The 25444-nt window shown below is 64.0% G+C and carries 31 protein-coding genes; 9 read left to right on the top strand and 22 right to left on the bottom strand.

The window, feature by feature from the left end; genetic code table 11:
* Positions 1 to 4: 4 nt before the first annotated feature.
* The 12 genes from BLT98_RS01645 to BLT98_RS01590 form a co-directional block, all read right to left on the bottom strand.
* Positions 5 to 691 carry a hypothetical protein gene (locus BLT98_RS01645; RefSeq protein WP_092604963.1) on the bottom strand — a complete coding sequence of 229 codons (687 nt, stop codon included), beginning with the start codon at positions 689 to 691 and terminating at the stop codon, positions 5 to 7.
* A gap of 189 nt (positions 692 to 880) precedes the next feature.
* Entirely contained in the window at positions 881 to 1108 is a 228-nt protein-coding gene (locus BLT98_RS01640) for a hypothetical protein (RefSeq protein ID WP_211614793.1), read from the bottom strand.
* Between the two features lie 33 nt (positions 1109 to 1141).
* Positions 1142 to 1636: a GNAT family N-acetyltransferase gene (locus tag BLT98_RS01635; RefSeq protein WP_092604962.1), complete on the bottom strand. Its 495-nt coding sequence runs from the start codon at positions 1634 to 1636 to the stop codon at positions 1142 to 1144.
* A gap of 121 nt (positions 1637 to 1757) precedes the next feature.
* Positions 1758 to 2180, bottom strand: a complete 423-nt coding sequence (locus BLT98_RS01630) for a DUF4019 domain-containing protein (protein WP_070253474.1) — start codon at positions 2178 to 2180, stop codon at positions 1758 to 1760.
* A gap of 95 nt (positions 2181 to 2275) precedes the next feature.
* On the bottom strand, positions 2276 to 2641 hold the full coding sequence (locus tag BLT98_RS01625; protein WP_139178961.1) for a hypothetical protein: 366 nt from the start codon (positions 2639 to 2641) through the stop codon (positions 2276 to 2278).
* Positions 2642 to 2666: 25 nt separating this feature from the next.
* The gene (phnE, locus tag BLT98_RS01620; protein WP_092604960.1) at positions 2667 to 3467 is read right to left on the bottom strand and encodes a phosphonate ABC transporter, permease protein PhnE; all 801 of its coding nucleotides are present in this window, start codon (positions 3465 to 3467) and stop codon (positions 2667 to 2669) included.
* Complete coding sequence (locus BLT98_RS01615) at positions 3464 to 4294, bottom strand: PhnE/PtxC family ABC transporter permease (RefSeq protein WP_092604959.1); 831 nt, start codon at positions 4292 to 4294, stop codon at positions 3464 to 3466. Before BLT98_RS01615 ends, phnE begins: the two co-directional genes overlap by 4 nt.
* Entirely contained in the window at positions 4288 to 5100 is an 813-nt protein-coding gene (locus BLT98_RS01610; RefSeq protein ID WP_092604958.1) for a phosphonate ABC transporter ATP-binding protein, read from the bottom strand. Before BLT98_RS01610 ends, BLT98_RS01615 begins: the two co-directional genes overlap by 7 nt.
* A 128-nt stretch (positions 5101 to 5228) precedes the next feature.
* Positions 5229 to 6119 carry a putative selenate ABC transporter substrate-binding protein gene (locus BLT98_RS01605; RefSeq protein WP_170846257.1) on the bottom strand — a complete coding sequence of 297 codons (891 nt, stop codon included), beginning with the start codon at positions 6117 to 6119 and terminating at the stop codon, positions 5229 to 5231.
* A 26-nt stretch (positions 6120 to 6145) separates the two neighbouring features.
* Complete coding sequence (gene selD, locus BLT98_RS01600; protein WP_092606747.1) at positions 6146 to 7210, bottom strand: selenide, water dikinase SelD; 1065 nt, start codon at positions 7208 to 7210, stop codon at positions 6146 to 6148.
* A 45-nt stretch (positions 7211 to 7255) separates the two neighbouring features.
* Positions 7256 to 8347: a tRNA 2-selenouridine(34) synthase MnmH gene (gene mnmH / locus BLT98_RS01595; RefSeq protein ID WP_092604957.1), complete on the bottom strand. Its 1092-nt coding sequence runs from the start codon at positions 8345 to 8347 to the stop codon at positions 7256 to 7258.
* Between the two features lie 34 nt (positions 8348 to 8381).
* The gene (locus BLT98_RS01590; RefSeq protein ID WP_244517346.1) at positions 8382 to 9569 is read right to left on the bottom strand and encodes an FAD-dependent oxidoreductase; all 1188 of its coding nucleotides are present in this window, start codon (positions 9567 to 9569) and stop codon (positions 8382 to 8384) included.
* An 89-nt stretch (positions 9570 to 9658) separates the two neighbouring features.
* Here BLT98_RS01590 and BLT98_RS01585 point away from each other — a divergent pair, with 89 nt between their 5' ends.
* Positions 9659 to 10345, top strand: coding sequence for a TetR/AcrR family transcriptional regulator (locus BLT98_RS01585; RefSeq protein ID WP_092604955.1), 687 nt, complete (start codon positions 9659 to 9661; stop codon positions 10343 to 10345).
* On the opposite strand, the gene BLT98_RS01580 is transcribed toward BLT98_RS01585, so the two are convergent.
* Both BLT98_RS01580 and BLT98_RS01575 read right to left on the bottom strand, forming a co-directional pair.
* Positions 10342 to 11031 carry an LrgB family protein gene (locus BLT98_RS01580; protein ID WP_092604954.1) on the bottom strand — a complete coding sequence of 230 codons (690 nt, stop codon included), beginning with the start codon at positions 11029 to 11031 and terminating at the stop codon, positions 10342 to 10344. The two genes, BLT98_RS01585 and BLT98_RS01580, sit on opposite strands and share 4 nt — an antisense overlap.
* Positions 11028 to 11483 (bottom strand): CidA/LrgA family protein, encoded by a 456-nt coding sequence (locus BLT98_RS01575; protein WP_092604953.1) that lies wholly within the window; start codon positions 11481 to 11483, stop codon positions 11028 to 11030. Before BLT98_RS01575 ends, BLT98_RS01580 begins: the two co-directional genes overlap by 4 nt.
* 102 nt (positions 11484 to 11585) lie before the next feature.
* Between BLT98_RS01575 and BLT98_RS01570 the strand changes: the two genes are divergently transcribed.
* The 7 genes from BLT98_RS01570 to BLT98_RS01540 all read left to right on the top strand — a co-directional run bounded on the left by BLT98_RS01570 (position 11586) and on the right by BLT98_RS01540 (position 19019).
* Entirely contained in the window at positions 11586 to 12494 is a 909-nt protein-coding gene (locus BLT98_RS01570; RefSeq protein WP_070279617.1) for a LysR family transcriptional regulator, read from the top strand.
* A gap of 25 nt (positions 12495 to 12519) precedes the next feature.
* Positions 12520 to 13338 carry a glutaminyl-peptide cyclotransferase gene (locus BLT98_RS01565; RefSeq protein ID WP_211614789.1) on the top strand — a complete coding sequence of 273 codons (819 nt, stop codon included), beginning with the start codon at positions 12520 to 12522 and terminating at the stop codon, positions 13336 to 13338.
* 81 nt (positions 13339 to 13419) lie between these two features.
* Positions 13420 to 14286, top strand: a complete 867-nt coding sequence (locus BLT98_RS01560) for a hypothetical protein (RefSeq protein ID WP_211614786.1) — start codon at positions 13420 to 13422, stop codon at positions 14284 to 14286.
* On the top strand, positions 14283 to 14927 hold the full coding sequence (locus tag BLT98_RS01555) for a hypothetical protein (RefSeq protein WP_092604952.1): 645 nt from the start codon (positions 14283 to 14285) through the stop codon (positions 14925 to 14927). Before BLT98_RS01560 ends, BLT98_RS01555 begins: the two co-directional genes overlap by 4 nt.
* A gap of 270 nt (positions 14928 to 15197) precedes the next feature.
* Positions 15198 to 17222 carry a ferritin-like domain-containing protein gene (locus tag BLT98_RS01550; RefSeq protein WP_092604951.1) on the top strand — a complete coding sequence of 675 codons (2025 nt, stop codon included), beginning with the start codon at positions 15198 to 15200 and terminating at the stop codon, positions 17220 to 17222.
* Positions 17222 to 18151, top strand: coding sequence for an MNIO family bufferin maturase (locus BLT98_RS01545; protein ID WP_244517345.1), 930 nt, complete (start codon positions 17222 to 17224; stop codon positions 18149 to 18151). The genes BLT98_RS01550 and BLT98_RS01545 overlap by 1 nt, the downstream gene beginning before the upstream one ends.
* Positions 18141 to 19019 carry an HvfC/BufC N-terminal domain-containing protein gene (locus BLT98_RS01540; RefSeq protein ID WP_092604949.1) on the top strand — a complete coding sequence of 293 codons (879 nt, stop codon included), beginning with the start codon at positions 18141 to 18143 and terminating at the stop codon, positions 19017 to 19019. The genes BLT98_RS01545 and BLT98_RS01540 overlap by 11 nt, the downstream gene beginning before the upstream one ends.
* 65 nt (positions 19020 to 19084) lie before the next feature.
* Here the strand turns inward: BLT98_RS01540 and BLT98_RS01535 are convergent, their stop codons facing one another.
* The 8 genes from BLT98_RS01535 to BLT98_RS01500 all read right to left on the bottom strand — a co-directional run bounded on the left by BLT98_RS01535 (position 19085) and on the right by BLT98_RS01500 (position 24755).
* Complete coding sequence (locus BLT98_RS01535; RefSeq protein ID WP_010398340.1) at positions 19085 to 19333, bottom strand: DUF3297 family protein; 249 nt, start codon at positions 19331 to 19333, stop codon at positions 19085 to 19087.
* Positions 19334 to 19424: 91 nt separating this feature from the next.
* Complete coding sequence (locus tag BLT98_RS01530) at positions 19425 to 21197, bottom strand: ABC transporter ATP-binding protein (protein ID WP_092604948.1); 1773 nt, start codon at positions 21195 to 21197, stop codon at positions 19425 to 19427.
* Positions 21194 to 21748 (bottom strand): thioredoxin domain-containing protein, encoded by a 555-nt coding sequence (locus tag BLT98_RS01525; RefSeq protein ID WP_070279612.1) that lies wholly within the window; start codon positions 21746 to 21748, stop codon positions 21194 to 21196. The genes BLT98_RS01530 and BLT98_RS01525 overlap by 4 nt, the downstream gene beginning before the upstream one ends.
* Positions 21748 to 22269, bottom strand: a complete 522-nt coding sequence (locus BLT98_RS01520) for a MauE/DoxX family redox-associated membrane protein (RefSeq protein WP_092604947.1) — start codon at positions 22267 to 22269, stop codon at positions 21748 to 21750. The genes BLT98_RS01525 and BLT98_RS01520 overlap by 1 nt, the downstream gene beginning before the upstream one ends.
* Positions 22263 to 23129: an SDH family Clp fold serine proteinase gene (locus tag BLT98_RS01515; protein WP_092604946.1), complete on the bottom strand. Its 867-nt coding sequence runs from the start codon at positions 23127 to 23129 to the stop codon at positions 22263 to 22265. The genes BLT98_RS01520 and BLT98_RS01515 overlap by 7 nt, the downstream gene beginning before the upstream one ends.
* Positions 23111 to 24124 carry an ATP-grasp domain-containing protein gene (locus BLT98_RS01510; RefSeq protein ID WP_070279609.1) on the bottom strand — a complete coding sequence of 338 codons (1014 nt, stop codon included), beginning with the start codon at positions 24122 to 24124 and terminating at the stop codon, positions 23111 to 23113. Before BLT98_RS01510 ends, BLT98_RS01515 begins: the two co-directional genes overlap by 19 nt.
* A gap of 68 nt (positions 24125 to 24192) precedes the next feature.
* A complete protein-coding gene (locus BLT98_RS01505; RefSeq protein ID WP_092604945.1) occupies positions 24193 to 24378 on the bottom strand; it encodes a hypothetical protein in 186 nt (61 codons plus the stop codon).
* A gap of 188 nt (positions 24379 to 24566) precedes the next feature.
* Positions 24567 to 24755 (bottom strand): hypothetical protein, encoded by a 189-nt coding sequence (locus BLT98_RS01500; protein WP_034786916.1) that lies wholly within the window; start codon positions 24753 to 24755, stop codon positions 24567 to 24569.
* Positions 24756 to 25064: 309 nt separating this feature from the next.
* Here BLT98_RS01500 and BLT98_RS01495 point away from each other — a divergent pair, with 309 nt between their 5' ends.
* On the top strand, positions 25065 to 25439 hold the full coding sequence (locus tag BLT98_RS01495) for a hypothetical protein (protein ID WP_170846256.1): 375 nt from the start codon (positions 25065 to 25067) through the stop codon (positions 25437 to 25439).
* The last annotated feature ends 5 nt before the right edge of the window (positions 25440 to 25444 follow it).

Below are 25444 nucleotides of genomic sequence, written 5' to 3'. Positions count from 1 at the left end.
CCGTCTAATCGTTGTCGAATGTCAATTCGAGCACGCTGTCGTCGCTCCAGTCCTGCTCCCGCAGCGGCGGCGTAAACGACGAGCCGCTGAAGGGCACGGGCGCGCTCTTGCCGTTGAAACTGATCGTCGCCCCGGTAATGCGCCGCGGTTCGGAAAAGCTGTAGGTTCCTTTTTGCGACACGAAATTGCACGGGCCGCCAAGTGCGCCCATCGCCGTGCGCATGGCGAAAGGTAAGGTTTCCTTGTCGATGGCCCAATGCACTTCGCACGCCAGCCGTAAGTCGCCCAGGCGGCGCAGCGTGTCGCTGGTGGCCGCGCTCCTGACGTAGGGTATCCACCTGACCGACCCCGCCTTGCGGTTCACGGTCAGCTCGGCCTTCTCATACAGCGGACCCGGCTCGACGGGCAAGCTGAAGATATTGCGCTCCCCTAGCGGTATCGCCATGCCAGCCTCGTCGCTTTCCAGCCGCAGCGCGATGGCGTGCATGTCGACATCGGCACGGCGCGGTTCCAGGATGAAGCGCAATTCGGCGCCAGGCGCCAGCGCATGTTTTTCCTCGAAGCGTTTCACTCCCTTGAGCATGGCGCTGTAGGGTTTCCAGTCCGGGTCGCGGATGCCTTTGACATTGACGGATGCGGCCTCCTGGCCCGCTTGCTCCACGGCTTGATCCGTATCAGCGTAAGCCTGCACCGCGGCGGCGCATAAACACAGCAGAAGACCAGCTTGTTTGATTACACGCATACCCTATCTTTCTACTCATCAATGAAAACGTGAGTGTAGAAAAAAACAGAGGTACGGGCAGATGTTTAAGACAGAATGCAAATTTGGATGAACGGAGTGTATGAAATCGCTGAATTTCCCCAGTACGCGCAATAGTATTTACGTCAATGCCATCAACAAGCCGGAAGCAATGACTGTCGCAGCAAACAGCGCGATGGCAAAGTGACTGTGAGGAGTCCCCCTCGCTGGAGGGTAGTGGCCCAGCGTGAGCAGCCGTAGCATTGCCCAGCCCGGCCAATAGAACAGCTTTTCGATGACTGTTCCTAACAGGCTATACATCAACAGGAGAACTATCCAGACGATGGCATAAAAAATCCAGTCAAGCACAGTTCATCCTCGGGCTGTTCCAATTGCTTGAGTTCATGCAGGCGCCAGCCACTCCATCTTCTGTACCTGGATATGCGGGTGGCTTTCCAGCGCTTCCCATTCCGGTAAGAAGACAAACCCCTGTTTCTGGTAAAACGCGGCCGCGCGGGTGTTCTCCGGCGCCACGTCGAGCACCAGCCGCGTGTGGCCGTTGCCGACGGCGCATTGTTTGACGGTATCGACCAGGCCCTGCGCCACGGCCATGCCCCGATATTCCGGATGTACCCACATGGCGATCAGATGGCATTCGCCATTGCCGGCCACGACTTGCGCAGCGAGGCCGATGGCTTGCTCCCCATCGAAGGCGAGGAAAAACGTGCGCTGCGGCGTGCTGACGGCGCGCTGCTGCCAGTCGGCGTCCGAAAAAGCGGCGGCGCTGGCGTGGCTGGCGCCGAAGGCGGTGGGCGCGTCGAGCAGGGCGGCCAGGCGCGCGGATTTCAGGGCCGGCCAGTCGCTGGCCGTGGTGGGGTGGATGAGAATGTTGTTCAATCTTGCAATGCTTTCATTTTAGGTTGCACTACGCCGGCTCTTGATGCCAGGGACATTAAGGCGGCTGCTGCCGCTTGTCGTCCGCCTGCACGGTGGGGAACGCGGTCCTCGAGGTAGGTGATCAGCCGTTGATGTTATATCCGGAAACTTTCCAGCTAGAACCTTTTTCGAGTACCGTCGTGATGGTTTCCTGCACGTTGGCCTTGTTTTCGTACTGGCTCACATAATCGATAACGACTTTGTCCGGCCCTGGTTTGCCAGCCGTCGCCTTTTGCAGCGCGGCAGACTTGAGCTTGCGTGACTTGAACTCGCCCAGCGGCCAGTGCACGGCCGTGATGACCATCTTCCAGCTTGATTTCGACATTTCGCTGCGCAGCGATGCGGCGCTGGCGTCCCAGGTGCCGGCCTCGTCGCCCGCATCCATGCGCTTGAGCCAACTTTCCGCAGCAATTTTAGCGGCCGCCACTTCCTGCGCTTCCTGCGCCATGGCAGGCAGGGACGTCAACAAGGCAACGGCAAGACATACGGGAGCGAGGATTTTCATGGCGGCTCTGGAAAGTAGTGAACAGTCTTCAAGATTATCCTGAAGGCCCCGTCCGGCAAAGCTCTTTTTAAAAGGCGTGTGCGCACACCAGTTGTTTACGACTGATCCCACACTTCGATGCTCAGCAGTTGCCCGGGCACGCAGGCGGCGACGCGCTCCCGGTGCACGGTAATGCAGCCGGGCCAGCCCGTCAGGCGGTCCTGTGGAAATTCGCCATCCTGCGCTTCGGCGATGCCCGCCTGCAGCAGGGGGACGATGTCGTCCGCCAGGGCTGTGTAGCGGTTGGGAAAGCCGTTGAAGGCCAGCTGGGTCGCCTTGCCTTGTGCGCACAGTTGCGCGATCCAGTCGGCGCCGAACAGGCCTGCTTCCCAGGTGGCGAGAAATGCGTCCTTGTTGACTTTCGTCATATCGGCTATCTGCTCCGGCGTTTCTGTCGAGATAATGGTCCACCAGCCTGACATGGGCGTTCCTTGTGAAAAGTTAAATTTAACGGGTCATGGCGCGGCGCAGCAGGTAGCTGAGGCCATCGACGGCGGCCACCATCAGCAGCATGGCGATGATGACAGTGGCGGCGTTCTGCATCTGGAACAGCGACAGATGGTATTTCAGCATTTGCCCCAGGCCGCCCGCGCCGACGACGCCGAGGATGGCGGCGGCGCGGATATTGTTTTCCCAGCGGTACAAGGTGTAGGACATCATTTGCGGGCTGCATTGCGGCAAGGTTGCGTACAGGAAGGCCACGGCGGGGCGCGCGCCATTGATGCGCAAGGTGGCCGCCGGCAGGGGCGGGCAATTCTCGAAGGCGTCGGCAAACAAGCGGCCCAGCACGCCCACCGTATGCAGGGCCAGGGCCAGGGTGCCGGCGAACGGGCCCAGGCCGGCGGCGATCAGCAGGATCGACGCCCACACCAGTTCCGGGATCGAGCGCAGCACATTCAACACGCCACGCGTCGCGTTGCGCGCCACATTGCCGAAACGCCCGCTGGCGGGCAGGGCCAGCAGCGCGCCCAGGACGGCCGCGATCACCGTGCCGATGGCCGACATGGCCAGCGTTTCGAACGTGGCCACGCCCACTTTCATGAGGAAGGGGCTGGACAGCTCCGGCGGGGCGAAACCGTGCAGGAAATCGGCCGTGGTGCGCACGGCGTCGGCACTGAAGAACTCGTCCCATTTCAGGGGCAGGGTGGCGAAGCTGGCGACGACCAGCAGCAATAGTCCGGCCAGCAAGGCCCAGGTGGACCAGCGCACGCGAGGGGGAACCGGCAGCATGGCCGTGTCGCTCTTCATGCCAGCCTCCGGCGCAGCATGGCGGACACAGCGTCGGCGCCCGCCACCAGCAGCACGAAGACCATCAGCATGGTGGCCAGTTCGCTGCCCGCCATCATCTTCATCGATTCATCCATGCGCTGGCCCAGGCCGCCCGCTCCGACAAAGCCCATGACGACGGAGCCGCGGATCGCGCATTCCCAGCGGTAAATCGTGTACGACACCAGTTCGGCGGCCGATTCGGGCAAGGCGCCGTACAGCAAGGCCTTCAATCTGCCGCTGCCATTGTGGAGCAGGGCGTTGCAGGCGGACGCATCCGACGATTCGAGGATTTCCGCGTACACCTTGCCCAGCATGCCGCAATAGGTGAGGGCAATGGCGATGACGCCCGCCGTCGGTCCCAAGCCGACTATGCGCACCAGCAACAAGGCCCAGACCAGTTCAGGCACGCTGCGCAGCAGCACCAGCAGCGCACGGACTGCGTGGCGCACGCCGGCGGCCAGGGGCGACACCTGGCCGCTGCCGATGCGCGAGACCGACAGGCACTCCGTCACCAGCAAGGTCAGCGGGATGGCGCCCAGCATGGCCAGCGCCATGCCGGCCGTGGCCATGGCGATGGTTTCCCAACTGGAAATGGCCACCAGTTGCAGGAATTCCAGCGAGTGGGCCGGCGGCACGAAGCTGGCGATGAACTGCCAGGTGGCTGCCAGGCTTTGCGCATCCCATAGTATCCATGGCTTGAACTCGGCCTGCACCAGCATCGGCCACAGCACGAGCAGCACGATGGCGGCGCCGGTCAGGCGGCCGCGCCAGGCGGGGTCGCGGGGGATGGCGGTGCTCTTCAGCAAAGGGGCCTCGCGGCATCCAGATTCGTGTCCACAGCCTCGAACTGCGGCGCGGGATCGGCCTTGTTGCGGTACAGCTCGGCGATCATGGCGTCGCTGACCTGGGCGCCAGGCAGGTCGAAGACGATCTTGCCATCGCGCAGGGCGACGATGCGCGTAAAGCAGGCGCGGGCGATTTCCACCTGGTGCAGGCTGCAGATCAGCGTGGCGTTGCGCGCCTGCGCTTCGGCCTGCAGCACATTGATTGTCTGCAAAGCGAGTGTGGGGTCGAGCGCGGACAGGGGTTCGTCGACGAGGAAGACTTCCGCATCCGACACCAGCGCGCGCGCCATGCCGCAGCGCTGGCGTTCGCCGCCGGACAGGCGGTCGACACGCGCGTACAGTTTGTCCTGCAGGTTGAACTTGCCCAGGGCTAGCCACGCGGCGCGCGGGTCGACGGGCGCCAGCAGCGACCGGATGGCCGTCCACAAGCTCCATTGCGGCAAGCGTCCCGCCAGCACGGCGTTGACGACGCGCTGGCGCGGCGGCAAGGGCGGCGTTTGCGGCGCCAGGAACAGGCGCGCGCGCAAGGCATGGCGCTCGGCACTGCCGATTTGCCACGGAGAAGTACCGAGGATGCGCAAGCTGCCCGATTCGGGGCGCAGCGCGCACGCCAGCGTGTGCAGCAAGCTGGTCTTGCCGGCGCCGGACGGGCCGATCAGGGCGATCTGCTCACCCTGGGCCACGTCCAGGTCCAAGTCGCGCAGGGCCAGCGCATTGCCGGCGGCGCCCGCGTGGTGGACGCTGACCTTGTGAAGTTGGAATGTCATGCTTGAGAAATCGGTAGGTCGGATTAGGCCGCAGGCCGTAATCCGACAACATTGTTGGCATTATTGCCTGTGTCGGATTACGCGGCTTCGCCGCTAATCCGACCTACGGTAAAACGCGTCGATGCAAGTTACTTCAACAACTTCGCATCGCGCGCAGCCGCTTCGATATCCTTGTAGTTCTCGGCCTTGGTCGGGATGAACTTGGTGGCACGCTGCAGTTCGAGGATTTCCTTGCCTTCGGCCGTCGCTGGGTCCAGCGCCAGGAAGGCGTCCGTCAGCTTTTTGCGCACGACGGGGTTCATGTCGGCGCGCACGCTCCAGTTGTAGTCGTAGTAGCCCGGTGTCGTGTAGAACACGCGCACCTTGCTTGGATCGACTTTTTTCGCTTCCACGAGCTTTTCCCATACGGAAATGTTCAAGGTGCCCGCGTCGACCTTGCCGCCGGCCACTGCCGCCACGGTGGCGTCATGCGCGCCGGAAAACGCGATGCGCTTCATGTCCGTGTCCGGATTGATCTTGGCGGCCAGCAAGTAGTAGCGGGGCATCAAGTGGCCGGACGTCGACGATTCCGAGCCGAACGTGAAATTCTTGCCTTTCAGGTCGGACAACTGGTTGATGTCCTTGCTGGTGGTCACAAACACGGAGCGGAACTTCGTGTCTTCTTCGCGCTGCACCAGCGGGACGATCTTGCCGCCGCTGCGCACGTTCGCTTGCACGAAGGTAAAACCGCCGAACCAGACCATGTCGAGCTTGTTATTGATCAAGCCTTCCACGGAGGCCGCGTAATCGGTGACAGGCGTGAATTCCACCTTCATGCCCAGCTTTTTCTCCAGATAGCTGCCCAGCGGCTTGAACTTGCGCTGCAATTCCGTCGGCGCTTCATCGGGAATGGCGGACACGCGCAACACTTGCTGCGCCTGCGCCAGGCCGCTGTGGATGGCCAGGGTGGCGGCGACGGTGGCCAGGATGGCGGGGAATTTGGAAAATGAGTTGGAAAATGAGTTGGAGAATGTGGTCATGGGACTGCCTTTGCAAAAAATATTCATTAGATTACGGAAACCCCGGTCGTACCTTCCTGCATCTCGCCGATGACGACGGCGTCGGCAAAGCCTTCGGCGCGGAAAATCGCCAGCACTTGTTCGACGGCTTCCGGCGCACACGCTACCAGCAGGGGGCCGGCCGTTTGCGGGTCCGTCAGGATCGCCTTGTCGATGGCGCTCAGGCTGTCGTCCAGCGCCACTTGCGCGCCGTAGCCCTGCCAGTTGCGGCCGGAGGCGCCCGTGATGTTGCCATTTTGCGCCAGTTGCTGCACTTGCGGCAGCAGCGGCACGGAAGCCATGGCGATGCGCGCCTGCAACTTGGCGCCGCGCGCCAGTTCCAGCGTATGGCCCAGCAAGCCGAAGCCCGTCACGTCCGTCAGCGCATGCACGCCGTCCAGCAGGGCCAGCTTCTTGCCCGGGGTATTCAATTTGGTGGTGTTGGCTATCAGCGAGGCGTAACCGCCCGCGTCCAGCGCATTCTTCTTCAGCGCGGCCGACAAGATGCCCACGCCGATCGGCTTGCCCAGTACCAGTTTATCGCCGGCGCGCGCGCCCGCGTTGCGTTTCACCTGCGACGGGTGCACGAGGCCCAGCACGACCAGGCCATAGATCGGCTCGACGGAATCGATGGTGTGGCCGCCCGCGATGGGGATGCCGGCCTGGGCGCAGATGGTTTCGCCGCCTTTCAAGATGAGGCCGATGGTTTCCACGGGCAGCTTGTTGATCGGCATGCCGACCAGGGCCAGCGCCATGATGGGCGTGCCGCCCATCGCGTACACGTCGGAAATGGCGTTGGTGGCGGCGATGCGGCCGAAGTCGAACGGGTCGTCGACGATGGGCATGAAGAAATCCGTCGTGGCGATCAGCGCCTGCTCGTCGTTGAGCTGGTAGACGGCCGCGTCATCCGAGGTTTCTATACCGACCAGCAATTCCTTCGGCAGGGGAAAGCCGCCGCTGCCCTTTAAAATGTCGGCCAGCACGCCCGGCGCAATCTTGCAGCCGCAGCCGCCGCCATGGGCATATTCGGTCAATCGAATGGGTGTATTGGATGGTGCTGCGGTATCGGACATGGTCGTCATCCTGCTGGAAAAGGTCATTAAAAGCTGCGCCAGCGCTTACGCGGCGCTGGCGGTACGGTGTTCGCCGACGATAGCACATAATGCGCGCGCGGCTTGCTCAAAGGCATGTTCTGAAATGTCGGGCAAGACCAGCGGCGTTGCCTGGGCATAGCGGCTGAAGTTGCGGGCGATCGATTGCCGGTAGACGGGGTCGTAATGCTGCACCAGCAGTTCTTCCACCAGCTCGGCCATGCGGCCAGCCGTGGCCAGCTGCTGCCAGTGGGCAATTTTTTCCTTGCCGTGCAGCTGCGTCAACAGGGCCAGCTGCACGTTCAGGCGCGCCGGGTCGCCGACGAAATGCGCATAGTCCTGCATCAGCAATTGCACGCGCTCCCCGATGTCCAGGCGCACGTCCGTGCAGTCGGCCGCGCGCATCTTGTCCATCAGCGCATCGGGCACGCGCAAACGGCCTACCTTCTTGCTTTCGGACTCGATGAAGACGGGCAGCGCGGGGTCGAAATGGCGCAACTGCTGCCACAGCACGCTTTCAAACGCTTTTTGCGATGGCTGGTCTTCCTCCGGCAAGCCGCCCAGCACGGAGCCGCGGTGGGCCGCCAGGTCTTCCAGATCGATCACTTGCGCGCCTTGCCTGTCCAGCACTTGCAGCAAACGGCTCTTGCCGCTGCCCGTGGGGCCGCACAGCACGTTGATGAAGTCGAAACGTTCGGGCAGGGTGGCCAGCTCGGCGTTCACGTGGCGCCGGTAATCCTTGTAGCCGCCCTCTAACTGCGTGACGGGCCAGCCGATGCGCGCCAGGATGTGCGCCATGGCGCCGCTGCGGTTGCCGCCGCGCCAGCAGTAAACCAGTGGCTTCCAATGCTGCGGGTGGCCGAGAAAACCGTCTTCGATATGCCGCGCGATATTTTTCGCGATCAGCGCCGCGCCCAGCTTCTTCGCTTCGAAGGCACTGGTCTGCTTATATAAGGTGCCCACGCGCACGCGCTGCTCGTCGTCCAGCACGGGCAGGTTGATGGCGCCCGGCAAGTGGTCTTCCGCGAACTCGGACGGGCTGCGCACGTCGATGATGGCATCGAACTCGCTCAAGCTGGGCAGGATGTCGCTGAAAGGCTGAACTGCAGGGTATTTCATCGTGGCGCGGCTGCTTGGAATGGGGAAAGACGTATTATCCCCGATAAACGCCGCTGGCGTGGGGCTCAGGCGCCGCCACCTGCACTTCGCGCGCCGGGCCACTGTCTTGCATGCCGGCAAAGAACCGCACCAGGCTGTGCGGCGCGTCGTCGGCAAAGCACAGGCGAAGGATGCGCTCGGACTCGGCCGCCGCCGCGCTGCTGCGCGCAAACAGCGCCGTTTCATAAGCCAGCAGGGCCGTTTCCATGTCGTCCGGCTGCGCGGCAAGCACCTGCGCCAGTTCGGCGCCATCGAACATGGCGAGATTCGCCCCTTCGCCGGCCGGCGCCATCAGATGGGCTGCGTCGCCCAGCAAGGTCGCGCCCGCCACGCGCTGCCAGCGGTGATCGACGGGCAGCAAGTGCACGGGACGGGGCACGGGCGGCGTGTCGGCGTCCGTGATCAGGGCCGTCAGCGCCGGCGCCCAGCCGGAAAATTGCGCGGCGATGCGGGCCCGGGCGGCGGCGGGATTGGCAAAATCGATGTCAGCCAACCAGGCTTCCGGTTTGCTCAGGGCCACGTAGGCATGCAGCACGCCATCGGCTTCGCGGTGGGCCTGGATGCCCTTGCCGGGCGCCAGCGCGAACAGGGCGCCGGCGCCCACGGCGTGCGCGCTGGCCGGGTGGCGGCGGTCGCTGTCGAGCAGATACGTTTCAATGAAGGCAATGCCGCTATACGCGGGCTGGGCGCTGGAGAGCAGAGGCCGCACCTTCGACCAGGCGCCGTCCGCGCCGACCAGCAGGTCGGCGGTGGCCGTGGCGCCATTCGCAAAACCCAGCCTGTGCCGGCCACCATCCAGTGTCGCCAAGCCTGTCAGCTTATGTCCCCAGCGCACCGTGCCGGCGGGCAGGGACTCGAGCAGGATGCGGCGCAGCTCGCCGCGCGGCACTTCGGGACGGCCACCCGTGCCATCGTCCCCTTCGTCGAGCAAGACCGTCCCGTGCTGGTCGAGCACGCGGCTCGCTTCGCCACCTGTATGGATGAGGGGGCGGAAGACCTCATGCAGGCCGGCCGCCCGCAGCGCTTGCTGGCCCGTGTCCTCATGAATGTCGAGCATACCGCCCTGGCGGCGCGCCTGCGGCGAAGCGTCCGCTTCATAGATGGCGGCGGCGATGCCGTGGACGTGCAGCACGCGGGCGAGCATCAGCCCGCCCAGCCCCGCGCCGATGATGGCGATATGCATGGTGATCCTTGAATGTAGTGTTAAAATAAAACTGGAACATCATTCCACAAGGATTTTGCGGCACGGCGGCATGTGTGTCAAGATAGGCGATGTCCTCCAATACCGTAATGACCCCACCACGACGAGCCGACTCGCTGACGCGCGAGACCATCATCGACGCCGCCATTGACCTGCTCGACACGGCGGGCGAGGGCGGCCTGACGTTCCGCGCCCTGGCGACTCGTCTGGTCACGGGGGCGGGCGCCATTTACTGGCACGTGGCCGACAAGGACGATTTGTTCACGGCCGCCAGCGACGCCATCGTCGCCCGCGCCATGGATACCGCCCCGCATGACCATACGCCGCAGGCCGGCATCCGCGCCGTGGCGCTGGCCATGTTCGAGGCCATGGATGCGCATCCGTGGCTGGGCTCGGCCCTGTCGCGCGCGCCGGGTCAGCTGCCCATCGTGCGCATCCTGGAACGCCTGGGGCGGCAAGTGGATGCGCTGGGCGTGCCGCAGGACAGGCAATGGCTGGCGGCATGCACGCTGCTCAATTATCTGCTGGGCGTGAGCGGGCAGAATGCGGCCAATGCCGCCATCGCCCGGGAAAAAGGCCTGGAGCGCGCGCATTTCCTCGACATCATGGCGGGCGCCTGGTCACGCCTCGACGCGCAGGCGTTTCCATTTGCCCGCAAGGTGGCGGGTCAGCTGCGCACGCACGACGACCGCGAGGATTTCCTGGCAGGAATCGACCTGATCGTGCATGGCATGCAGGCGCTGCAAGCGGGCCGCTAGCCCAGCAGATGCCCCAGCAGGGGCGCCAGCAGCACCGTCACGACGCCCGAGAAAATCATCGTCAGGCTGGCCACGGCGCCTTCTTCCGTGCCGACCCGGCGCGCCACCGACAAGCCAAAGCCGTGCGCCGCCGCGCCATACGGGGCGCCACGGGCGATGCGCATGCGCAAGGGCAGCAGTTTTAAGAGCGGTTTGCCCAGCATCAAGCCGAACAAACCCGTCATCACCACGAAGATACCCGTCAGCTGGGCCGAGCCGCCCATGTGGCGCGACGCTTCCAGCGCGAACGGCGTCGACACGGAGCGCGCCAGCAGGCTGCGCGCCATGTCGCCATGCACGCCCAAAACACGGTCCAGCAGCAGGGTGGCGGCAACCGATGCCACGATGCCGGCGCAGCTGCCCAGACTCAAGGCCAGCCAATGCTTGCGGATCAGCTTGCGCTCCTGGAAGATGGGCAGCGCAAACGCGATGGTGGCTGGGCCCAGCAGCCACGGCAGCCAGCGCGTTTCGCCGAAATACGTGGCGAACGGCGTCGAGGTCGCCTGCACGACGACGATCAATATCGCCGAGGTGCAGATGGCGGGCGTCAGCAAGAAATGCGGATGGCGGCGGTGCAGCGCCTGGTTGGCGTAGAACAGCACCAGGGTCAGCAGCAAGAACAGCAGGGACAGGAGCAAGGTGCTCATGCTGCCGCCCTGGCTGCGCGCTGGCGCCGCAGTGTTTGCAGGCGCAACTTGCGTTCATAGCGGCACACCCATTCCACGGTGAAGGCCGTGGCCAGCATCACGCTGGCAAAGCCCAGGCCGATGTTTACGAACAGCATCAAGCCCTGCGACTTTAACAGCTGCGTAAATTGCACCACGGACACAACCAGCGGAATGAAGAACAGCAGCATGTTGGCCAGCAGCCAGTTCGCGCCCAGTTCGATGGAGGCAGGCCGCACCCAACCCGCCAGCAGCAGGGCCACCAGCACGAACAGGCCCACCACGCCGCCGGAAAACGGCAGGTGCAGGACGGAGGCGGCCTCGTTGGCCAGCCACCAGGCGGCGATCAGCACACCCACTTGCCACACGGTCTGCGCGGGCTGGCGCCAGGCGGGGATGGAGGGCAGGGCGGCGGGATAGGGGACGGCTTTCAAGGCAGGCTTTCAAACGGCAGGGGAAGGTTTCATTGTAGGGACGCCACATCAAAAGATAAAATGACTTAAACTTATGATTATCATTCGATATTGGAATGCATCATGGATATCCGCTCCCTGCGCTACTTCGTCGAGGTGGTGGAACAGAACAGTTTTACGCGGGCGGCCGCCAGGCTGCACGTGACGCAGCCCACCGTCAGCAAGATGGTCCAACAGCTGGAACAGTCGCTGGACCTGGCCTTGCTGGACCGTGCCGGTAAACGTTTTACCCTGACGGACGCGGGCAAGGTGGTACTGGCGCGCGCGCATACATTGCTGGCCCTGCACGCGGAACTGAAGGTGGAATTGCGCGACCTGCAAGAGCTGGAGCGGGGCGAGTTGCGGGTGGGCGTGTCGCCGCAGACGCATTCCACCCTGGCGCCGTGGCTGGCCGAGTATCACCAGCGCTATCCGGGCATCGAGCTGAAAATGTATGAAAGCGGCACGCAAGCCATCGAGCGCGACTTGCGCACCGGCATGGTGGAGCTGGGCACCATGCTCGATTACCCGGGCAATGCGGCCACGTGGCAAGATTTCGAGGCCTTGCCCCTCGTGCGCTCGCCGCTGTGCCTGCTGGCCGCGCCCGGTTCGCCGTGGCAGGGACGCTCTTCCGTGGCCCTGGCCGAACTGGCCGACAGTCCCTTCATTTTCTATGGCGCCGCATTTGCCCTGAACGATATCGTGCTCGATGCCTGCCAGCGGGCCGGTTTCGCCCCGCGCATCACGGGCCGCAGCGGCCAGTGGGATTTCATCGCCTCGCTGGTCCGCCTGGGCGTGGGCATCTGCCTGTTGCCGAAGATGTATTGCGACACGCTCGAGCCAGCGCAGTTTGCCGTGATTCCCCTGGCAGGTCCGCCCGTGGAATGGAATCTGATGCTGGCCTGGCGCCGCGGCGGTCGGCTGTCTTTCGCTGCCCGCGCCTGGCTGGAGCTCGTCAGGGCGCGCATGGCGCAGCCCGGGCGATTACAATAGGCGCTCGCCAACCACCGCCAAGAATATGAAGAATATCGGTAAAACAAGTCTGAAACGCACGGCAGGCTCGCTGCTGCTGGGATTGTTATGCACCGTGGGCCTGATGAGCGAAATGGGCTACGCCCAGGCCGCCATTCCTGTGTATGGCTATTTCGTCAAGAATACCTATCCTCACGACCCCAAGGCGTTTACCCAGGGCTTGCTGTTCAAGGATGGCCATCTGTATGAAAGCACGGGCCAGAACGGCCAGTCTTCCTTGCGCAAGGTGGAATTGACGACGGGCAAGGTGCTGCAGAAAAGCATGCTCGATAAAAAAGTATTCGGCGAAGGCATCACGGACGTGGGCGATGACATCCTTGGCCTGACGTGGATGTCGCAGACCGGTTATGTGTTTGACCAGAAAACGTTCAAGCTGAAACGCACATTCAGCTACCAGGGCGAAGGCTGGGGCCTGGCCAGCGACAGTCAATTTGTCTACATGAGCGACGGCAGTTCCGCCATCCGCGTGCTGAACCCGAAAACCCTGGCCGAGGTGCGCCGCTTCGAGGTAAAGGCGGAAGGCCGTCCCATCGAGCGCCTGAATGAACTGGAAATGGTCGACGGCGAGCTGTACGCGAATGTGTGGGGCGCGGACGTGATCGCCCGCATCGACCCGGCCAGCGGCAAGGTGGTCGGCTGGATCGACCTGACGGGCTTGCTCCCGCCCGCGCAGCGGGGTACGGCCAATCCCGACGCCGTGCTCAATGGCATCGCCTGGGATGCGCGCGGCAAGCGTTTGTTTGTCACGGGCAAGCTGTGGCCCAAGCTGTTCGAGATCGAACTGATCGAAATCCAGCGCCGTTGATGTTTCCTATCGGACAGTGTTGCTGACGAGGAATCGTTTATCATCCTGATTCTTCGCCTCGCGCGACCCTTGCAGGATGCCATGCCGTTCCTACCTCTGTTGCTACCTTTATGCCGCCTGGCGGCCGCCGCCAGCTTGCTTGCCGCCGTCCTGCCTGCCGCGCAGGCGCAAACACCATACGTGCCGGTGATGCAGCAATACGGCGACTTTGTCGTCACGCGCGACCGCCACGACCCGCTCGTCAACTTGTCTTTCCGTAAGCACGGCTATTGGCCCGGCGGCGCGCGCGAAGTGGTGGAAGTGCGTCCCCTCAAGGCCAGGCGCGAAGGCCAGCCCATGCTGCTGGCCTTTACCAAGGGCTATACGGGCCAGGGCACGATATTGATCGGCGTGCAGAACGGCGAACCGCTGATGCGCCCCGTCAGTCCCATGCAGCGCGACGACATGGTGCGCACGGAGCGCGACCCCGAATGGGGCGTGCCGCAGCCGGGCCGTAGCGAAATACTGCTGTTTGCGCGCGACGGCCGCGCGCTCGATACGGACACGGGCGAACTGCTGTGGTTTGACATGCCGGGCATCGTCACGGGCGATTACGCGCCCGCCATGCTGGTCTCCGTCTCGCCCGACAGCCGGCGCGGCGCCTATCTGACCCGCAGGCTGACCAGCTTGCAGGTCGTCGTCGCCACGCGCGACGACGGCGTGGCAGGCGTGCTGGCCTTGCCGCCCGACACCTATCAACGGTGGCTGAAGCCCTTGTCGCAGGCCGCTGCCGAACAGGCGGGCGCCGCCATCAAGGCGCGCCAGGGCCGCACGGATTCGAACCGTATCCGGCGCGAGCTGGAACTGGCCTGGTTCGGCCAGCAATTTCAATGGAAACAGGGCAAGAACGGCTTGCAGGTGACGGGGCTGGGCCTCATTTCCGCGCCGCCGGAAGGAAAACAGCCATGACAATACCCAAACTCCTCGCCGGCTGCCTCGCCGCCTCCCTGCTGGCCGGCTGCGTGCATGGCGAGATGTTCGCCAAGGATTATCTGGCGCAAGATATCCACAAGCAACAAGCCTTGCTGGAACTGGACGTGGTCTTCGGCAAAGAGCCCGATGACAAGCTGACGTCGCGCGTGACGGCCCGCAATACCGTGGAATACACGGGCGCGCCGCATATCGTCGTACCGTTTTACCAGAAGGGCCTCGGCTTCGACCAGGGTTTTGCCGGCACCTACATGTTTGCCGTGCCCTATCCGATCGCCAAGGTCGAAACGGCCACGGCCAGCAGCCGCGTCTTCGGCCAGAAACTTGACGGCCAGCAGCAGGGCAGCCCGCGCTACCGCTTCCGCGTGCCGGGCAAGGCGCAGTGGAACAGCAATGAAACCTTCATGCTGGGCTTTGAGCGCAAGGGCCGCCGCGAAGAAATCACTTTCCGTTTCAGCAACGAGCAAAGCTGCCCGTCCGCCTTCCTGGCCACCACGCCAAAATACGGTTTCCACATCAAGGTGGTCGCCACGTTCAAGGATGACAAAGGCTGCCTGAAAGTATGCGACAGCCGCGACCAGTGGCCCGGCTTTTGCGCCTTCCAGCCGCCCGGCGCCTGACTATCAGCATGCAAGCCACGCGCCGGCGCTTGCCGGTGCGGCGCTTATACACGCGCAGGTTTTGCCGATTCTATTCAATTGTCATCGAATGGCCGCTGAAAACGCTTATTTTCATGGCCCAGGCCTGACGGTATTGCCCCTCGGCCAGCGCATAAATCTTGCCGCAAAAGTATCTTTCTCAGGCGTATGATTTCCTTGCCGTGAACAGCGCACGCAGATGGCGCGGACCGGCCCGATATCCGAAACGCATCCTTCCTGTGGAGATACAGAATGAAAATGCCCGTTTTAGGAAGCACCCAGGCCCCCATCACCAGGCGCCCGCTCGACACGCTGGACACCGACACGGCCGCCGTGCGCGCCATCGCCCAGGCGGCCGTCAGCGTCGAGCTGTTCACCATCCCCCTGTACATGGCCACCATGTACTCGATCCACGGCACGCACCAGATCAACTCGAAAGGCGTCACCTACTATGAGGGACGCCAGTGGCCGGGCATGGGCACCACGGCCCGGCCCGAGCTGAAGGAGCAAAAGGCCTTCAACATCATCTTCAGCGTCTTCATCCAGGAAATGCTGCATCTGCAGATGGCGGCCAACCTGGCCACGGCCATCGGCACGGCGCCGTGCTTCACGGGCTCGGAGCTGCAATCGCAGGATCATGGCTGGACCTGCTATGGCAAGGAGTGCACGGTGATCCCGCACATCGTCGACTTGCAGGACACGTCCGGCTACCGCCACGTGCGCGTCAACCTGGAAGAGCTGAACAGCAACCAGTGCGACCTGTTCCTCGCCATCGAGCAGCCCGAGGAGCAGGCACGCGCCCAGCTGGCCGAGTTCGACAAGCACAACCACACCAAATACTTCCCGGAAGTGCCGCTCCCGGGCTGGACGCCGGGCAAGCACGTGCATGATCTGCCCCTGTTCGGCACCATCGGCTACATGTACGAATGCTATGCGCGCTACATCAGCATCGAATATGCGGATGGCCAGACCCTGTGGCAAAAGCTGTTCGTCAACGGTTCGGTGCAGCAGGACATGTTCAACAGCCAGGTCCAGGGGCATGCGCGGGCGGAATTTCCCAAATTCGATACCTGCTTCGGCCCGCAGGACCAGGATGGCGGCCAGACGGGCTCGTTCAACAAGGCCATCGACATGATGGCGGCCATCACGGATCAGGGCGAGGGCAGCGAAGCGGCCATCCAGCGCTACCGCCGCGATGCGGCACTGCGCCTGAAGGCCGTGCAGCCCGACTACCGCGAAGACCTGGATGCCTTGAAGTGCGATTATCCGTCCTACGCGAACAATGGCAAGGATGCCGAATCGCGCGATGCGCAGGCGCGCCACGACAGCGCCCCGTTCGACCACTACGAGCGTTTCGGCCAGGTCAAGGCGATGCTGCCCGTGACTACCTGGGCCAGCTGGCACAAGCAGGGCCAGCAGTGGAGCGCGGCCATGCTGACCAACGAACGCTACAACCCGGCCAGCGCGCCGCAGAATATTCCCGCGCCGGCGGCCGTGGCGGGTGCCCTGAACCGCCTGAAGGACGCCAGCGGCACCCCGGAGATGCTGAGCACGGTCGCCACGGGCGCCATCTACGGCATCACTTCCGTGCTGGACAAGTACTGGCAGAACCAGCAACTGGACTTTCCGTATCCGTCGATGGTGGGCGCGGGCGACCGCATGGCCATCTGCTGGGCCGTGCTGGGCCAGGCGCCGAACCTGGCGACGGGCGTGCCGCTGGCCGAGAAAGGCGTGCTGTACCACGCCTGCCAGGGCATGCACCTGGAAGGCGAGGCCTCGTCCACCTGCGCCGCGCTGGCCGTCTACCATACCTGCCGCGGCTCCAACGGCTGCCATGCCCAGGGCGGCTGCGGCTTTGCCCAGGCCGACACGGGCGGTTCGTCCTGCGGCCACTCGGTCAAGCTTGCCGCCTCGCCGGGCACGCCGTGCTACGTGCCGCCACCGCCGCCGCAGCCCGATAAAGTCTACAGCGCGCCCAGCGACAACAAATGCGGGGGATTCGGCGGCTGCGCCGTGCCGATTTCGGCCTCGCAGCTGTATCCGAACACGACGGGCAAGGAACCGCCCGAGCCTGCCACCATGACTTTGTACGATTTCGGACCCGCGCCCGAGCACCGCAGCATTCCGCTGGGCCAGACCATGAGCTTTGCGCTGGGCGACAATGTCTACGACAAGGCATGGGAAGCCTACGGCAAGGTGATGGCGGCGCGCGGCACGCCAGTGGGGGCGTCGCCGCCGCCCACCGACCTGCGCCTGGCCTTGCCGCCGTCGACCTGATGCGGCACGCCATGCACACGGTGGCGCCACGCCTGGGCTTGCCGAACCTGGGCCTGGGCGTGGGGCTGCGCCCGCCGCACTATGCGCACATCCTGCGCCACGGGCCGCAGGTGGACTGGTTCGAGATCATCAGCGAGAACTTCATCGACAACCACGGCTATGCGCGCCATGTGCTGGAGCAGGTGGCGGCGCAGGTGCCTATCGTCATGCATGGCGTCTCGCTGTCGATCGGCAGCAGCGATCCTCTCAGCCTGGCCTACCTGCGCAAGCTGCGCCAGCTGGCCGGCGAGATCCGGCCCGCGTGGATTTCCGACCACCTGTGCTGGACGGGTGCCGCCTCGCTTAACAGCCACGACTTGCTGCCGCTGCCGCTGGACGAGGCCAGCCTGCGCCACGTGGCGGGGCGCGTGCGGCAGGTGCAGGAATTCCTGGGCCGTCCGCTGGTCCTGGAAAACCCCAGCAGCTACGTGGAATTTGCCCAGTCCAGCATGCCGGAATGGGAATTCCTGGGCCGCCTGGCCGAAGACACGGGCTGCGGACTCTTGCTCGACGTCAACAATGTCCACGTCAGCGCGCATAACCACGGCTATGACGCGGCCCACTACATCCGCCAGCTGCCGCACGCGCACATCGTGCAGATCCACCTGGCCGGCCCCACCGTGTGCGGCGCCGTGCTGATCGATACCCATGACGCCCCCGTGCCGGCCGCCGTGTGGCGCCTGTACGCGCTGGCGCAACGGCTGACGGGCGGCGTGTCGGCCCTGCTGGAATGGGATGCGGCGATTCCCCCGTACCCGCAGCTGCTGGCCGAGCTCGACAAGGCGCGCGCGGCCGAGCGGGGAGAATTCGCGGATGCGGCACCAGTCACGGCTGCCGCCGCCGTCTCGGCGCCGCTGGGCTTTCACCTGGAGGCTGCCCATGCCCAGTAGCACCGCAGCAGGCGAATCTGGCGAGGCCCGCGCACCGCTGGCGCAATTGCAGGCATGGTTCCTGACGGCGATGACGGCGCCGGGCGGCGCGGCGCGCGGCGTCCAGCTGGCCAGCGAGCGCCATGGCTTGACGCAGGAGCAAGTATTGAAACGGGCCAGGGGCGGGCCGGCGCCGCTGCACATCCATGCGGATGGCTATGTGCAGCGCCTGCTGGAATGCCTGCAAGCCGACTATCCCGTGTTGCGCAAGGTCATGGGTGACGAGCTGTTCGCCTTCTTTGCCCGCGCCTATGTCTGGCGCCACCCGTCCGCGTCCGCGACCCTGTACGACCTGGGTGCCGGCTTTGCCGATTTTCTCGCCGCCAGCCAGCATGCCGCCGGCGCGCAGGGCGCCGCCTTGCGCTTTCCCGTCGAACTGGCGCAGCTGGAACGGGCGCGCAGCGAAGCGGGCAGGGCGCCCGGCCTGGAAAAGCTGACGCCGCCCATGCTGCCGTGCGGATTGGACTTGCTATTAGGAAATACACCAGCCTGGCGCCTGGCGCCGTGCACGCGGCTGCTGGCCCTGTCGTTCCCCCTGTGCGACTACTGGCAACAGGCGCAGGCCGCGCCGGACGACGCCGTGCCGGCCCAGCCTGGTGCCAGGTCCGCCTTTGTCGCCATTTCGCGCATGCATTACCGGCTTGCCATGCAGGAATTGCAGCCCTGGCAGTTTTATTGTCTGCAAGCGTTGGCCGGCGGCGCGCCGCTGGCACAGTGCGCGGGGCAGGCGGCGCGGTCGAGCGGCAGGGCGCCGGACGAGGTACTGGCCGACGTCATGCTGTGGCTGCCGCTGGCGGCCGCGGCCGGGCTGGTCATCTGCGATGCCTGAAAGACAAGCGGCGCACGCAAAAAAGGCCGATGAAAATCGGCCTCGATGACAGCTGCGTGCGTTGCTTAGCGGTAAAAAGCTTCGACTTTGCCCTTCAGCTTGATCTGCAGCGGACGGCCGCGGCGGTCGAGTGACTTGGTGGAAGCGACCTTGATCCAGCGTTCGCTGATGCAATATTCTTCCACGTCAAGACGCTCCTTGTCGTTGAAGCGGATGCCGACGTCGTTCTCGAACACGGCTGCAACGTGGTAAGGGCTGCTAGGGTCGATCGACAGGCGATCGGGCAATGGGGGTAAGGTGGTGGTATCGTTCATGGGCGTAATTATCGCCCAGAATGCCGATCCAGACAACGGGGTGCGCGTGCTTATTCAGGCAAGTCGGACAGTGCCAGCGCACGCTGCCGCCTTACAGCGTTGCCGCACTAGCATGCAATTGCTGGAATTGCGACAACTGCTGCTGCATCAGCCGCGCATACTGGCCGCCCGCGCGCAGCAGCTCGGCGTGCGTGCCTTGCTGGCATATCCGGCCCTTGTCCATGACGATGATGCGGTCCGCTTTGATAATGGTGGAAAAGCGGTGGGCGATGATGATGGTGGTGCGCCCTTGCATCAGGGTGTCGAGGGCGAGCTGCACCTGCTGTTCGCTGGCGGCGTCGAGCGCGCTGGTGGCTTCGTCCAGGATGAGGATTTTCGGCGCGCGCAGGATGGCGCGGGCGATCGCGATGCGCTGCTTCTGTCCGCCGGACAATTGCACGCCCCGTTCGCCCACCAGGGTCTCGTAGCCGTCAGGAAAAGCTTGAATAAAATCGTGGGCGTGCGCCAGGCGCGCCGCCGCCAGCATTTCGTCGCGCGTCACCTGGCGGTCTGGCACGGCAAAGGCGATATTGTCCGCGATGCTGCCGGAAAACAGGGCAGGTTCCTGTTCCACCACGGCCATCTGGCGCCGCAGCTGCGTCACGCCCAGCATGCCTGCATCGATGCCGTCGAACTGCAGGCTGCCCGCGTCAAGCTGGTAGTGGCCCAGCACCAGGCTGGCGATGGTGGACTTGCCCGCGCCCGAGGCGCCCACCAGGGCGATTTTTTCGCCCGCCCGTATCGACAGGCTGACACCGTCGAGGGCCGTGACCTGCGTGCGTTCGGGATACGAAAAGCGCGCGTCGCGCAGCGCGATGTGGCCGGCCAGCGGCGGTTGCGGCGCCGCCTCGGGCACGGCGCGGTGGCTGCGCAGGATCTCGAAGATGCGGTCGGTTGAGCCCATGGTGCGCATCCACGTGTTCCAGAATTCGCTGATTGAGCCGGCCGTGTCCGTCACCATGCTGGCATAGATGACAAAAGCCGTCAGCTCTCCCACGCTCAAGCGGCCCTGGCCGATCAGGTGGGCGCCGAAGCACAGGGTGGTCAGCAGGGCAACAAAAGCCAGCAGCCCTTGCGCGCCCTGGAACACGGCCAGCAGCCGCGTGCCGGCCAGGGACACCTCCAGCAGTTGCCGCATGGCTTGCGCATAGCGGGCCATGGCGCCGCCCTGCTGGTTGAATGCCTGCACCAGCCGGGCATGGGCAAAGTATTCCTGCGCCACCTTGCCGCTGGCGGCCAGGGTGGCGGAAATGGCCCGCGAACGCTGCCGGTAATTGCTGCCTGATAACTTGCCGAGATACAGGCTGATGGGAATGAACAGGGCCAGCGGCAGGCTCAGCATGGGTGACAGATGCAGCAGCATGGCGATGCCGCCCAGAAAGACGCATAGCGAGCGCAGGGCATTGGCCGCGCCGATGGTCAAGCTTTCATGCAGGGCCGAGACGTCGGACGTGAGCCGGCTGTTCAGTTCGCCGCCATGGTGCTTGTCGAAGAAGGCGATGGGCTGATTGATCACCACGTCAAACAGGCGCCGGCGCACGCCCATGACGATCATGTGGCCGCTCGATTGCAGCAAATAGAAGCGCGCGGTCGTGATCAGCGCATACAGCAGGCTGACGGCCAGCATGGTGGCGACCATGCCCGGCGTGACGCCGCGCCGGGTCAGTTCCGCCACGTTGTCGATGAAATACGCGATGGCTTGCGGAAAGGCCAGCTGTGCGCCCACGGTGAGGACCATGCACAGCAAGCCGGCGGCGACGCGCCAGCGCACGGGATACAGCAGGCGCAGGCGTTCAAGATGCGGGCCGACATTCAGATGGCTCATGCGGCGCGCTCCTGTGCCGTCTCGTCAGCCAGTTGCTCGACGAGGGCCAGCCAGTCTTCATCGCCGATCAGGCCGGCAGCTTCCACGCTGCCCTGGTGATTGACGAATACATAGGAAGGCGAGCTCATTAGCGGATTCACGCGCCGGTAGTCGCGCAGCGTCAGCCGTGCCGTGGCCGCCCGCAAGGTGTTGCCGGGCAAAAAGGCGCGCAGGCGGCGGACTGGCTCTTCGCTGATCAGCCACAGGGCCAGGCCTGCCTCCCGCGCAAGCGGCAGCAACTGTTCGATGCCGGCCAGCTTTTCCCCGCATTTCGGACAGCGGCTGGCCAGGAACAGCAGCACGGCTGCCTGGCCGCCGGCGCCCGGCTGGAAATGCGCGCCGCCAGCCAGCGGACGGGCTTGCACGGCAGGCAGGGGCTGGCCCGGCTCCAGCGCCGTGGGCGCGATGCGTTCGCGGCGGCTGGCGCGCAGCACGGCCAGGCTGAGCCAGATATTGCCGGCGAGGGCAAACGCCAGCGCCGCCAGCACCAGTTGCAAAGTCGTGGAATCCATCAGTCTGCCTTTGCCAAAGTGGCGATCTCGTGCAGGGAAATCGTGGCCACGCACACGATGGCTGCCAGGCCGGCGGCCAATATGGAAGTGGCGACGGGCAAGGCCGGTGCCTGCGCCAGCGCAAAGTAGGCGCCGTTGATGCCGACCGCCAGCATGTTGCGCAGCAGGTCGTACTGCGACACGGGCCGTGCCGCTTCGCCAAAGCAGCTGCAGCGCACCACGCTGTGCGTGAAGTAGCGGTAAGTCAATATGGCGGTGAGCGTACTGAGCAGTAATAGCGACAGCAGCATCGGTGTGTAGGAACCGCCGGCCAGCAGCCAGCCGGCCAGCAGCAGTTCTGTCATCACCAGGGCTGGCGCAGCGAATTGGGCTGCGGCGGGCGGCATGCCGAACGAGGTGGCCAGGTTGCCGCGAAAGTCTCCGTAGCTGCGCAGCTTGCCCACGCTGGCCGCCAGCAGCAGCAAGGCGATACAGTAGCGCGCGATGTCGGCCAGTAACGCGGCCAGCACGGACGTCAGCATTGTGCGCTCCACACGGGCGCGAAGCCGCCCGGACACTGGCGCCGCAGCTGCACGCCGTCGCGCGACGCCAGCAGGGCATCGTTCCACGGCTCGTCTGGCGCGCTGCGCAAGGCGCCGCCTATGCTTGCCTGCAATTGCGTCGAGATGGCCCAGCCCAGCCTTTCGACGTGGATATCGCGCACCATGTTCAGGCCCAGTTGGGCAAGCTCTTCGCGCGTCAAGGCATAGTTATGCGAGTGATAACCCGTCACCAGTTGCGCGACGATGGCGCGCCGCGCCTCTTGTGTGGCATCGGGCAATTGCCAGGCCAGCAATTCCTCGCCGATCTGCGCCAGTTCCAGGGTGGTGCGGTAGAAGGCCGTCAGGGAAGGGGGGAAGATGCTGCCGCACAGCAGGGACAGCGATTGCTGGCGCGCCTCGCTGGCATCGACGCCAAACCATTGCTGCGCCATGTCGCCGAACACCTTGATGTCCAGGCTGGACATCGAGCCGCCGTCGGCGCCATCGAGCTGCGGATCGATGGGCGAGAACAGGGCCAGGTCGCCCGCGATGATCTCATCGGCGCCCAGGGCCAGCAGGGTGGCGGCCGACTGGCAGTGGAAGGGCACGATAAAGCTCAGGTGGCGCGCATGCTGGCGCAGCAGGATGGCGATGCGGCGCGCCGCGTTGACGATGCCGCCGCGGCCGTGCAGCACCACGTCGAGGCGCGCTACGGGGCCGATGCCCTGGCACAGCTCGTACAGGGCGGGCAGCAGTTCCATGTCCAGGTGCGAGGCGGCCAGGACGATGGCCCGGCTGTCGCGCGCCTGTTCCAGTTCGCGCAGCCGGACGGGGATCTGGTTCAGGTCTGGCTGCGGCATACGGCTCCTTCGATCAGGCTTGCGGCCACGCTTTCCAGCATGGGCAAGGCTGGCACCAGTTGTTGTACATACAAGAATTGACCAACAGGATTGTTTTCCAGGAAAACATACTCGCCCCCGGGCGTGACGATGAGATCGAGCGCGCCATATTCGAGGCCATAGCTGTGCACGAAAGCGAGGCAGCGCTGCTGTATTTCCGCTGGCAAGGTGCATGCTTCATAGCGGATGGGGGCCGACATGTCGCGCGAGTCGATGGCCGTGCGCGCATCGTCCTGGGAATACAGGCGCGCGGCAAACAATTGCTTGCCGATCACGGTGATCCGCAGTTCGTATTGCTTGGCGATATATTCCTGGAACTGGCAGCTCAGTTCGCTGACGGCGTCCAGGCTATCGAGCATGGCATCGTCGACGATGGTGGTGCCGATGCCGGCGCTGACCCTGTCAACATCCTCGACCGCTTCGGCGGCCAGGCTGGGCGTCGACATGCTCTTGAAAATGATGGGCCCTTTGATGGCAGCGCGGAAGGCGCGCACGTCGTCGGGCACGTTGGTGATCACGGTGGCGGGCACGCGAAAGCCCATGCGCGCGGCACGCGCAAGCTGTTCGCCTTTCCATTGGGCGCCGCGCAGGGCCAGTGGATGGCTGAGCCAGTAACAATCGAGCCCATACAGCACGCTGAAGATGGCTTGTTCCGTTTCCAGCTGCGCGTAGGCGCGCTCCTGCGGCGTCAGGTCGGCGCTGGCGTAGGCGTAGTCGGCCGCCTTGCGCAGCCAGACGGCGCCCACCTGCTGCAGGTCAAGCCAGTCGCCATCGGGCAAGTGACGCAGGCGCGCGCTGGCGCGGCCGTCGTGCAGGCGCTGGCACAGCTGATAATCGCGGGGAAAGGCGTCGAGATCGATACGGAAGGGGGCATGGCCGCGGGCGGCGAGGATGGCTTCGACCAGGTCGGCGTGCAGATCGCCGCTATGGCTGATAATCAAAACCTTTTTGTGCATGTCGTGGGTTTGCGGTAAAGGAAGGTGAAAAAGCCTTGCCGTGGCAAGGCTTTCAGCTGGCGAACGTATCAGCAGAACTCGCCGCCGTCACTCGAACCGATACGCGAATAGCGGTATTGCTCCTCGCTGTCGACAGCCGTGCAGCCGGCCACGGCGACGCCATCGCGTACTTTCCAGAGCACAGGATGCGCTGGCTTTTCTTCTTCCTTTTTTTCCGCCAATTTGAATGCGAACAGTTTGGTTTCTTTGTGCATGTGATCCTCTATTAATGGTCGTGTTCCGATTTTTACCGATAAATACTTATTTTAAAAAATGGAAACTTTAATTGAAAGGTGTTTGTATATGCATTGCGCGCGGAATAGCCGCGCCACACGGCGCCGGTTTGAATATGGGAGAATATATGAAACCCCCACGCCGGGCGGGGGTTATGGCGTGCCGGGTATCAGCAATACTGGCCGCTGTCGTTGGGCTTGAGGCGCGAAGAGTCGCGATATTGATCATGGGTGCCAACGGCGGTGCAGCCGGCCACGGCGACGCCGTCGCGCACCTTCCAGGCGGTGGCGGGCGCTTCCTGTTTTTGTACCTGTTTTTCAGCCAGTTTGAATGCGAACAATTTGGTTTGGTTTTGCATTGTACTATCCTCTTGTGATGGTTAAGTACTGCTTGTGCTGTATGCCATGGTATATGGCCATTCGATATTAGCGCCTGAATAAATAAGCGTCAACTTGAAAATCAATCGTATCTGCGGTTATATTTTTCAAATACTCACCAAATATCACGCGAGCCATTTATGTTATTGCAGTGCGATAAATAATAAGCGCGCCACTTTAAATAAGCGGAACGGTGCTCAATTATTGATGGCAAACGGATCGAGCATTCCCGCGGCGACGCACTATAATGGCGCCTGTTGAATGGATAAGGCACGACGTACTCTATGGAAATGGCCATCACAGACAGCCTGCGGCAGCTGGCATACGCGCAGGCCGCCGCCTTCGTGCAGACGCTGGACGGGCGCGATCCTGTTGCACTGCAGCGCGACTGGGACTTGTCGCCGGGCGTGGCCGACGAGATCATCGAGATGCTCGACAGTTATTTTGCGGCTAGCCAGACATTGTCCCTGGCGCCGCTGGCGCAAGCCTTCGTGCCGGGCAAGGGTGGCCGTCCCGCCGTCGACGTGTATGCCACCGACGCCGGACCGCTGGGCCTGGAATGCCTGCTGCTGGCCGACGGCAAGCCGGGCGAAGCGACCTTGCACCTGGAAATGTCCGGTCACGACGGCGCGCTGCGCCTGCATTACCACTACATCGGATCCTGAAACAC

The sequence above is a fragment of the Janthinobacterium sp. YR213 genome, from assembly GCF_900099875.1.
Classification (GTDB): Bacteria; Pseudomonadota; Gammaproteobacteria; order Burkholderiales; family Burkholderiaceae_D; genus Janthinobacterium; species Janthinobacterium lividum.
The sequence above is the reverse complement of the archived record's forward strand: the minus strand, read 5'-3'. Positions and strand labels throughout refer to the sequence as shown.

Coding starts and splice junctions, on each gene's coding strand:
- BLT98_RS01555 (WP_092604952.1), top strand. CDS start 14,283: ATGACAATACCCAAACTCCTCGCCGGCTGCCTCGCCGCCTCCCTGCTG.
- BLT98_RS01530 (WP_092604948.1), bottom strand. CDS start 21,197: ATGAGCCATCTGAATGTCGGCCCGCATCTTGAACGCCTGCGCCTGCTG.
- BLT98_RS01580 (WP_092604954.1), bottom strand. CDS start 11,031: ATGAGCACCTTGCTCCTGTCCCTGCTGTTCTTGCTGCTGACCCTGGTG.
- BLT98_RS01630 (WP_070253474.1), bottom strand. CDS start 2,180: ATGAAAATCCTCGCTCCCGTATGTCTTGCCGTTGCCTTGTTGACGTCC.
- BLT98_RS01570 (WP_070279617.1), top strand. CDS start 11,586: ATGGATATCCGCTCCCTGCGCTACTTCGTCGAGGTGGTGGAACAGAAC.
- BLT98_RS01510 (WP_070279609.1), bottom strand. CDS start 24,124: ATGCACAAAAAGGTTTTGATTATCAGCCATAGCGGCGATCTGCACGCC.
- phnE (WP_092604960.1), bottom strand. CDS start 3,467: ATGAAGAGCGACACGGCCATGCTGCCGGTTCCCCCTCGCGTGCGCTGG.
- BLT98_RS01590 (WP_244517346.1), bottom strand. CDS start 9,569: ATGCATATCGCCATCATCGGCGCGGGGCTGGGCGGGCTGATGCTCGCC.
- BLT98_RS01525 (WP_070279612.1), bottom strand. CDS start 21,748: ATGGATTCCACGACTTTGCAACTGGTGCTGGCGGCGCTGGCGTTTGCC.
- BLT98_RS01500 (WP_034786916.1), bottom strand. CDS start 24,755: ATGCAAAACCAAACCAAATTGTTCGCATTCAAACTGGCTGAAAAACAG.
- BLT98_RS01550 (WP_092604951.1), top strand. CDS start 15,198: ATGAAAATGCCCGTTTTAGGAAGCACCCAGGCCCCCATCACCAGGCGC.
- BLT98_RS01495 (WP_170846256.1), top strand. CDS start 25,065: ATGGCCATCACAGACAGCCTGCGGCAGCTGGCATACGCGCAGGCCGCC.
- BLT98_RS01565 (WP_211614789.1), top strand. CDS start 12,520: ATGAAGAATATCGGTAAAACAAGTCTGAAACGCACGGCAGGCTCGCTG.
- selD (WP_092606747.1), bottom strand. CDS start 7,210: ATGTCCGATACCGCAGCACCATCCAATACACCCATTCGATTGACCGAA.
- BLT98_RS01545 (WP_244517345.1), top strand. CDS start 17,222: ATGCGGCACGCCATGCACACGGTGGCGCCACGCCTGGGCTTGCCGAAC.
- BLT98_RS01505 (WP_092604945.1), bottom strand. CDS start 24,378: ATGCACAAAGAAACCAAACTGTTCGCATTCAAATTGGCGGAAAAAAAG.
- BLT98_RS01520 (WP_092604947.1), bottom strand. CDS start 22,269: ATGCTGACGTCCGTGCTGGCCGCGTTACTGGCCGACATCGCGCGCTAC.
- BLT98_RS01560 (WP_211614786.1), top strand. CDS start 13,420: ATGCCGTTCCTACCTCTGTTGCTACCTTTATGCCGCCTGGCGGCCGCC.
- mnmH (WP_092604957.1), bottom strand. CDS start 8,347: ATGAAATACCCTGCAGTTCAGCCTTTCAGCGACATCCTGCCCAGCTTG.
- BLT98_RS01605 (WP_170846257.1), bottom strand. CDS start 6,119: ATGACCACATTCTCCAACTCATTTTCCAACTCATTTTCCAAATTCCCC.
- BLT98_RS01625 (WP_139178961.1), bottom strand. CDS start 2,641: ATGTCAGGCTGGTGGACCATTATCTCGACAGAAACGCCGGAGCAGATA.
- BLT98_RS01540 (WP_092604949.1), top strand. CDS start 18,141: ATGCCCAGTAGCACCGCAGCAGGCGAATCTGGCGAGGCCCGCGCACCG.
- BLT98_RS01515 (WP_092604946.1), bottom strand. CDS start 23,129: ATGCCGCAGCCAGACCTGAACCAGATCCCCGTCCGGCTGCGCGAACTG.
- BLT98_RS01535 (WP_010398340.1), bottom strand. CDS start 19,333: ATGAACGATACCACCACCTTACCCCCATTGCCCGATCGCCTGTCGATC.
- BLT98_RS01610 (WP_092604958.1), bottom strand. CDS start 5,100: ATGACATTCCAACTTCACAAGGTCAGCGTCCACCACGCGGGCGCCGCC.
- BLT98_RS01585 (WP_092604955.1), top strand. CDS start 9,659: ATGTCCTCCAATACCGTAATGACCCCACCACGACGAGCCGACTCGCTG.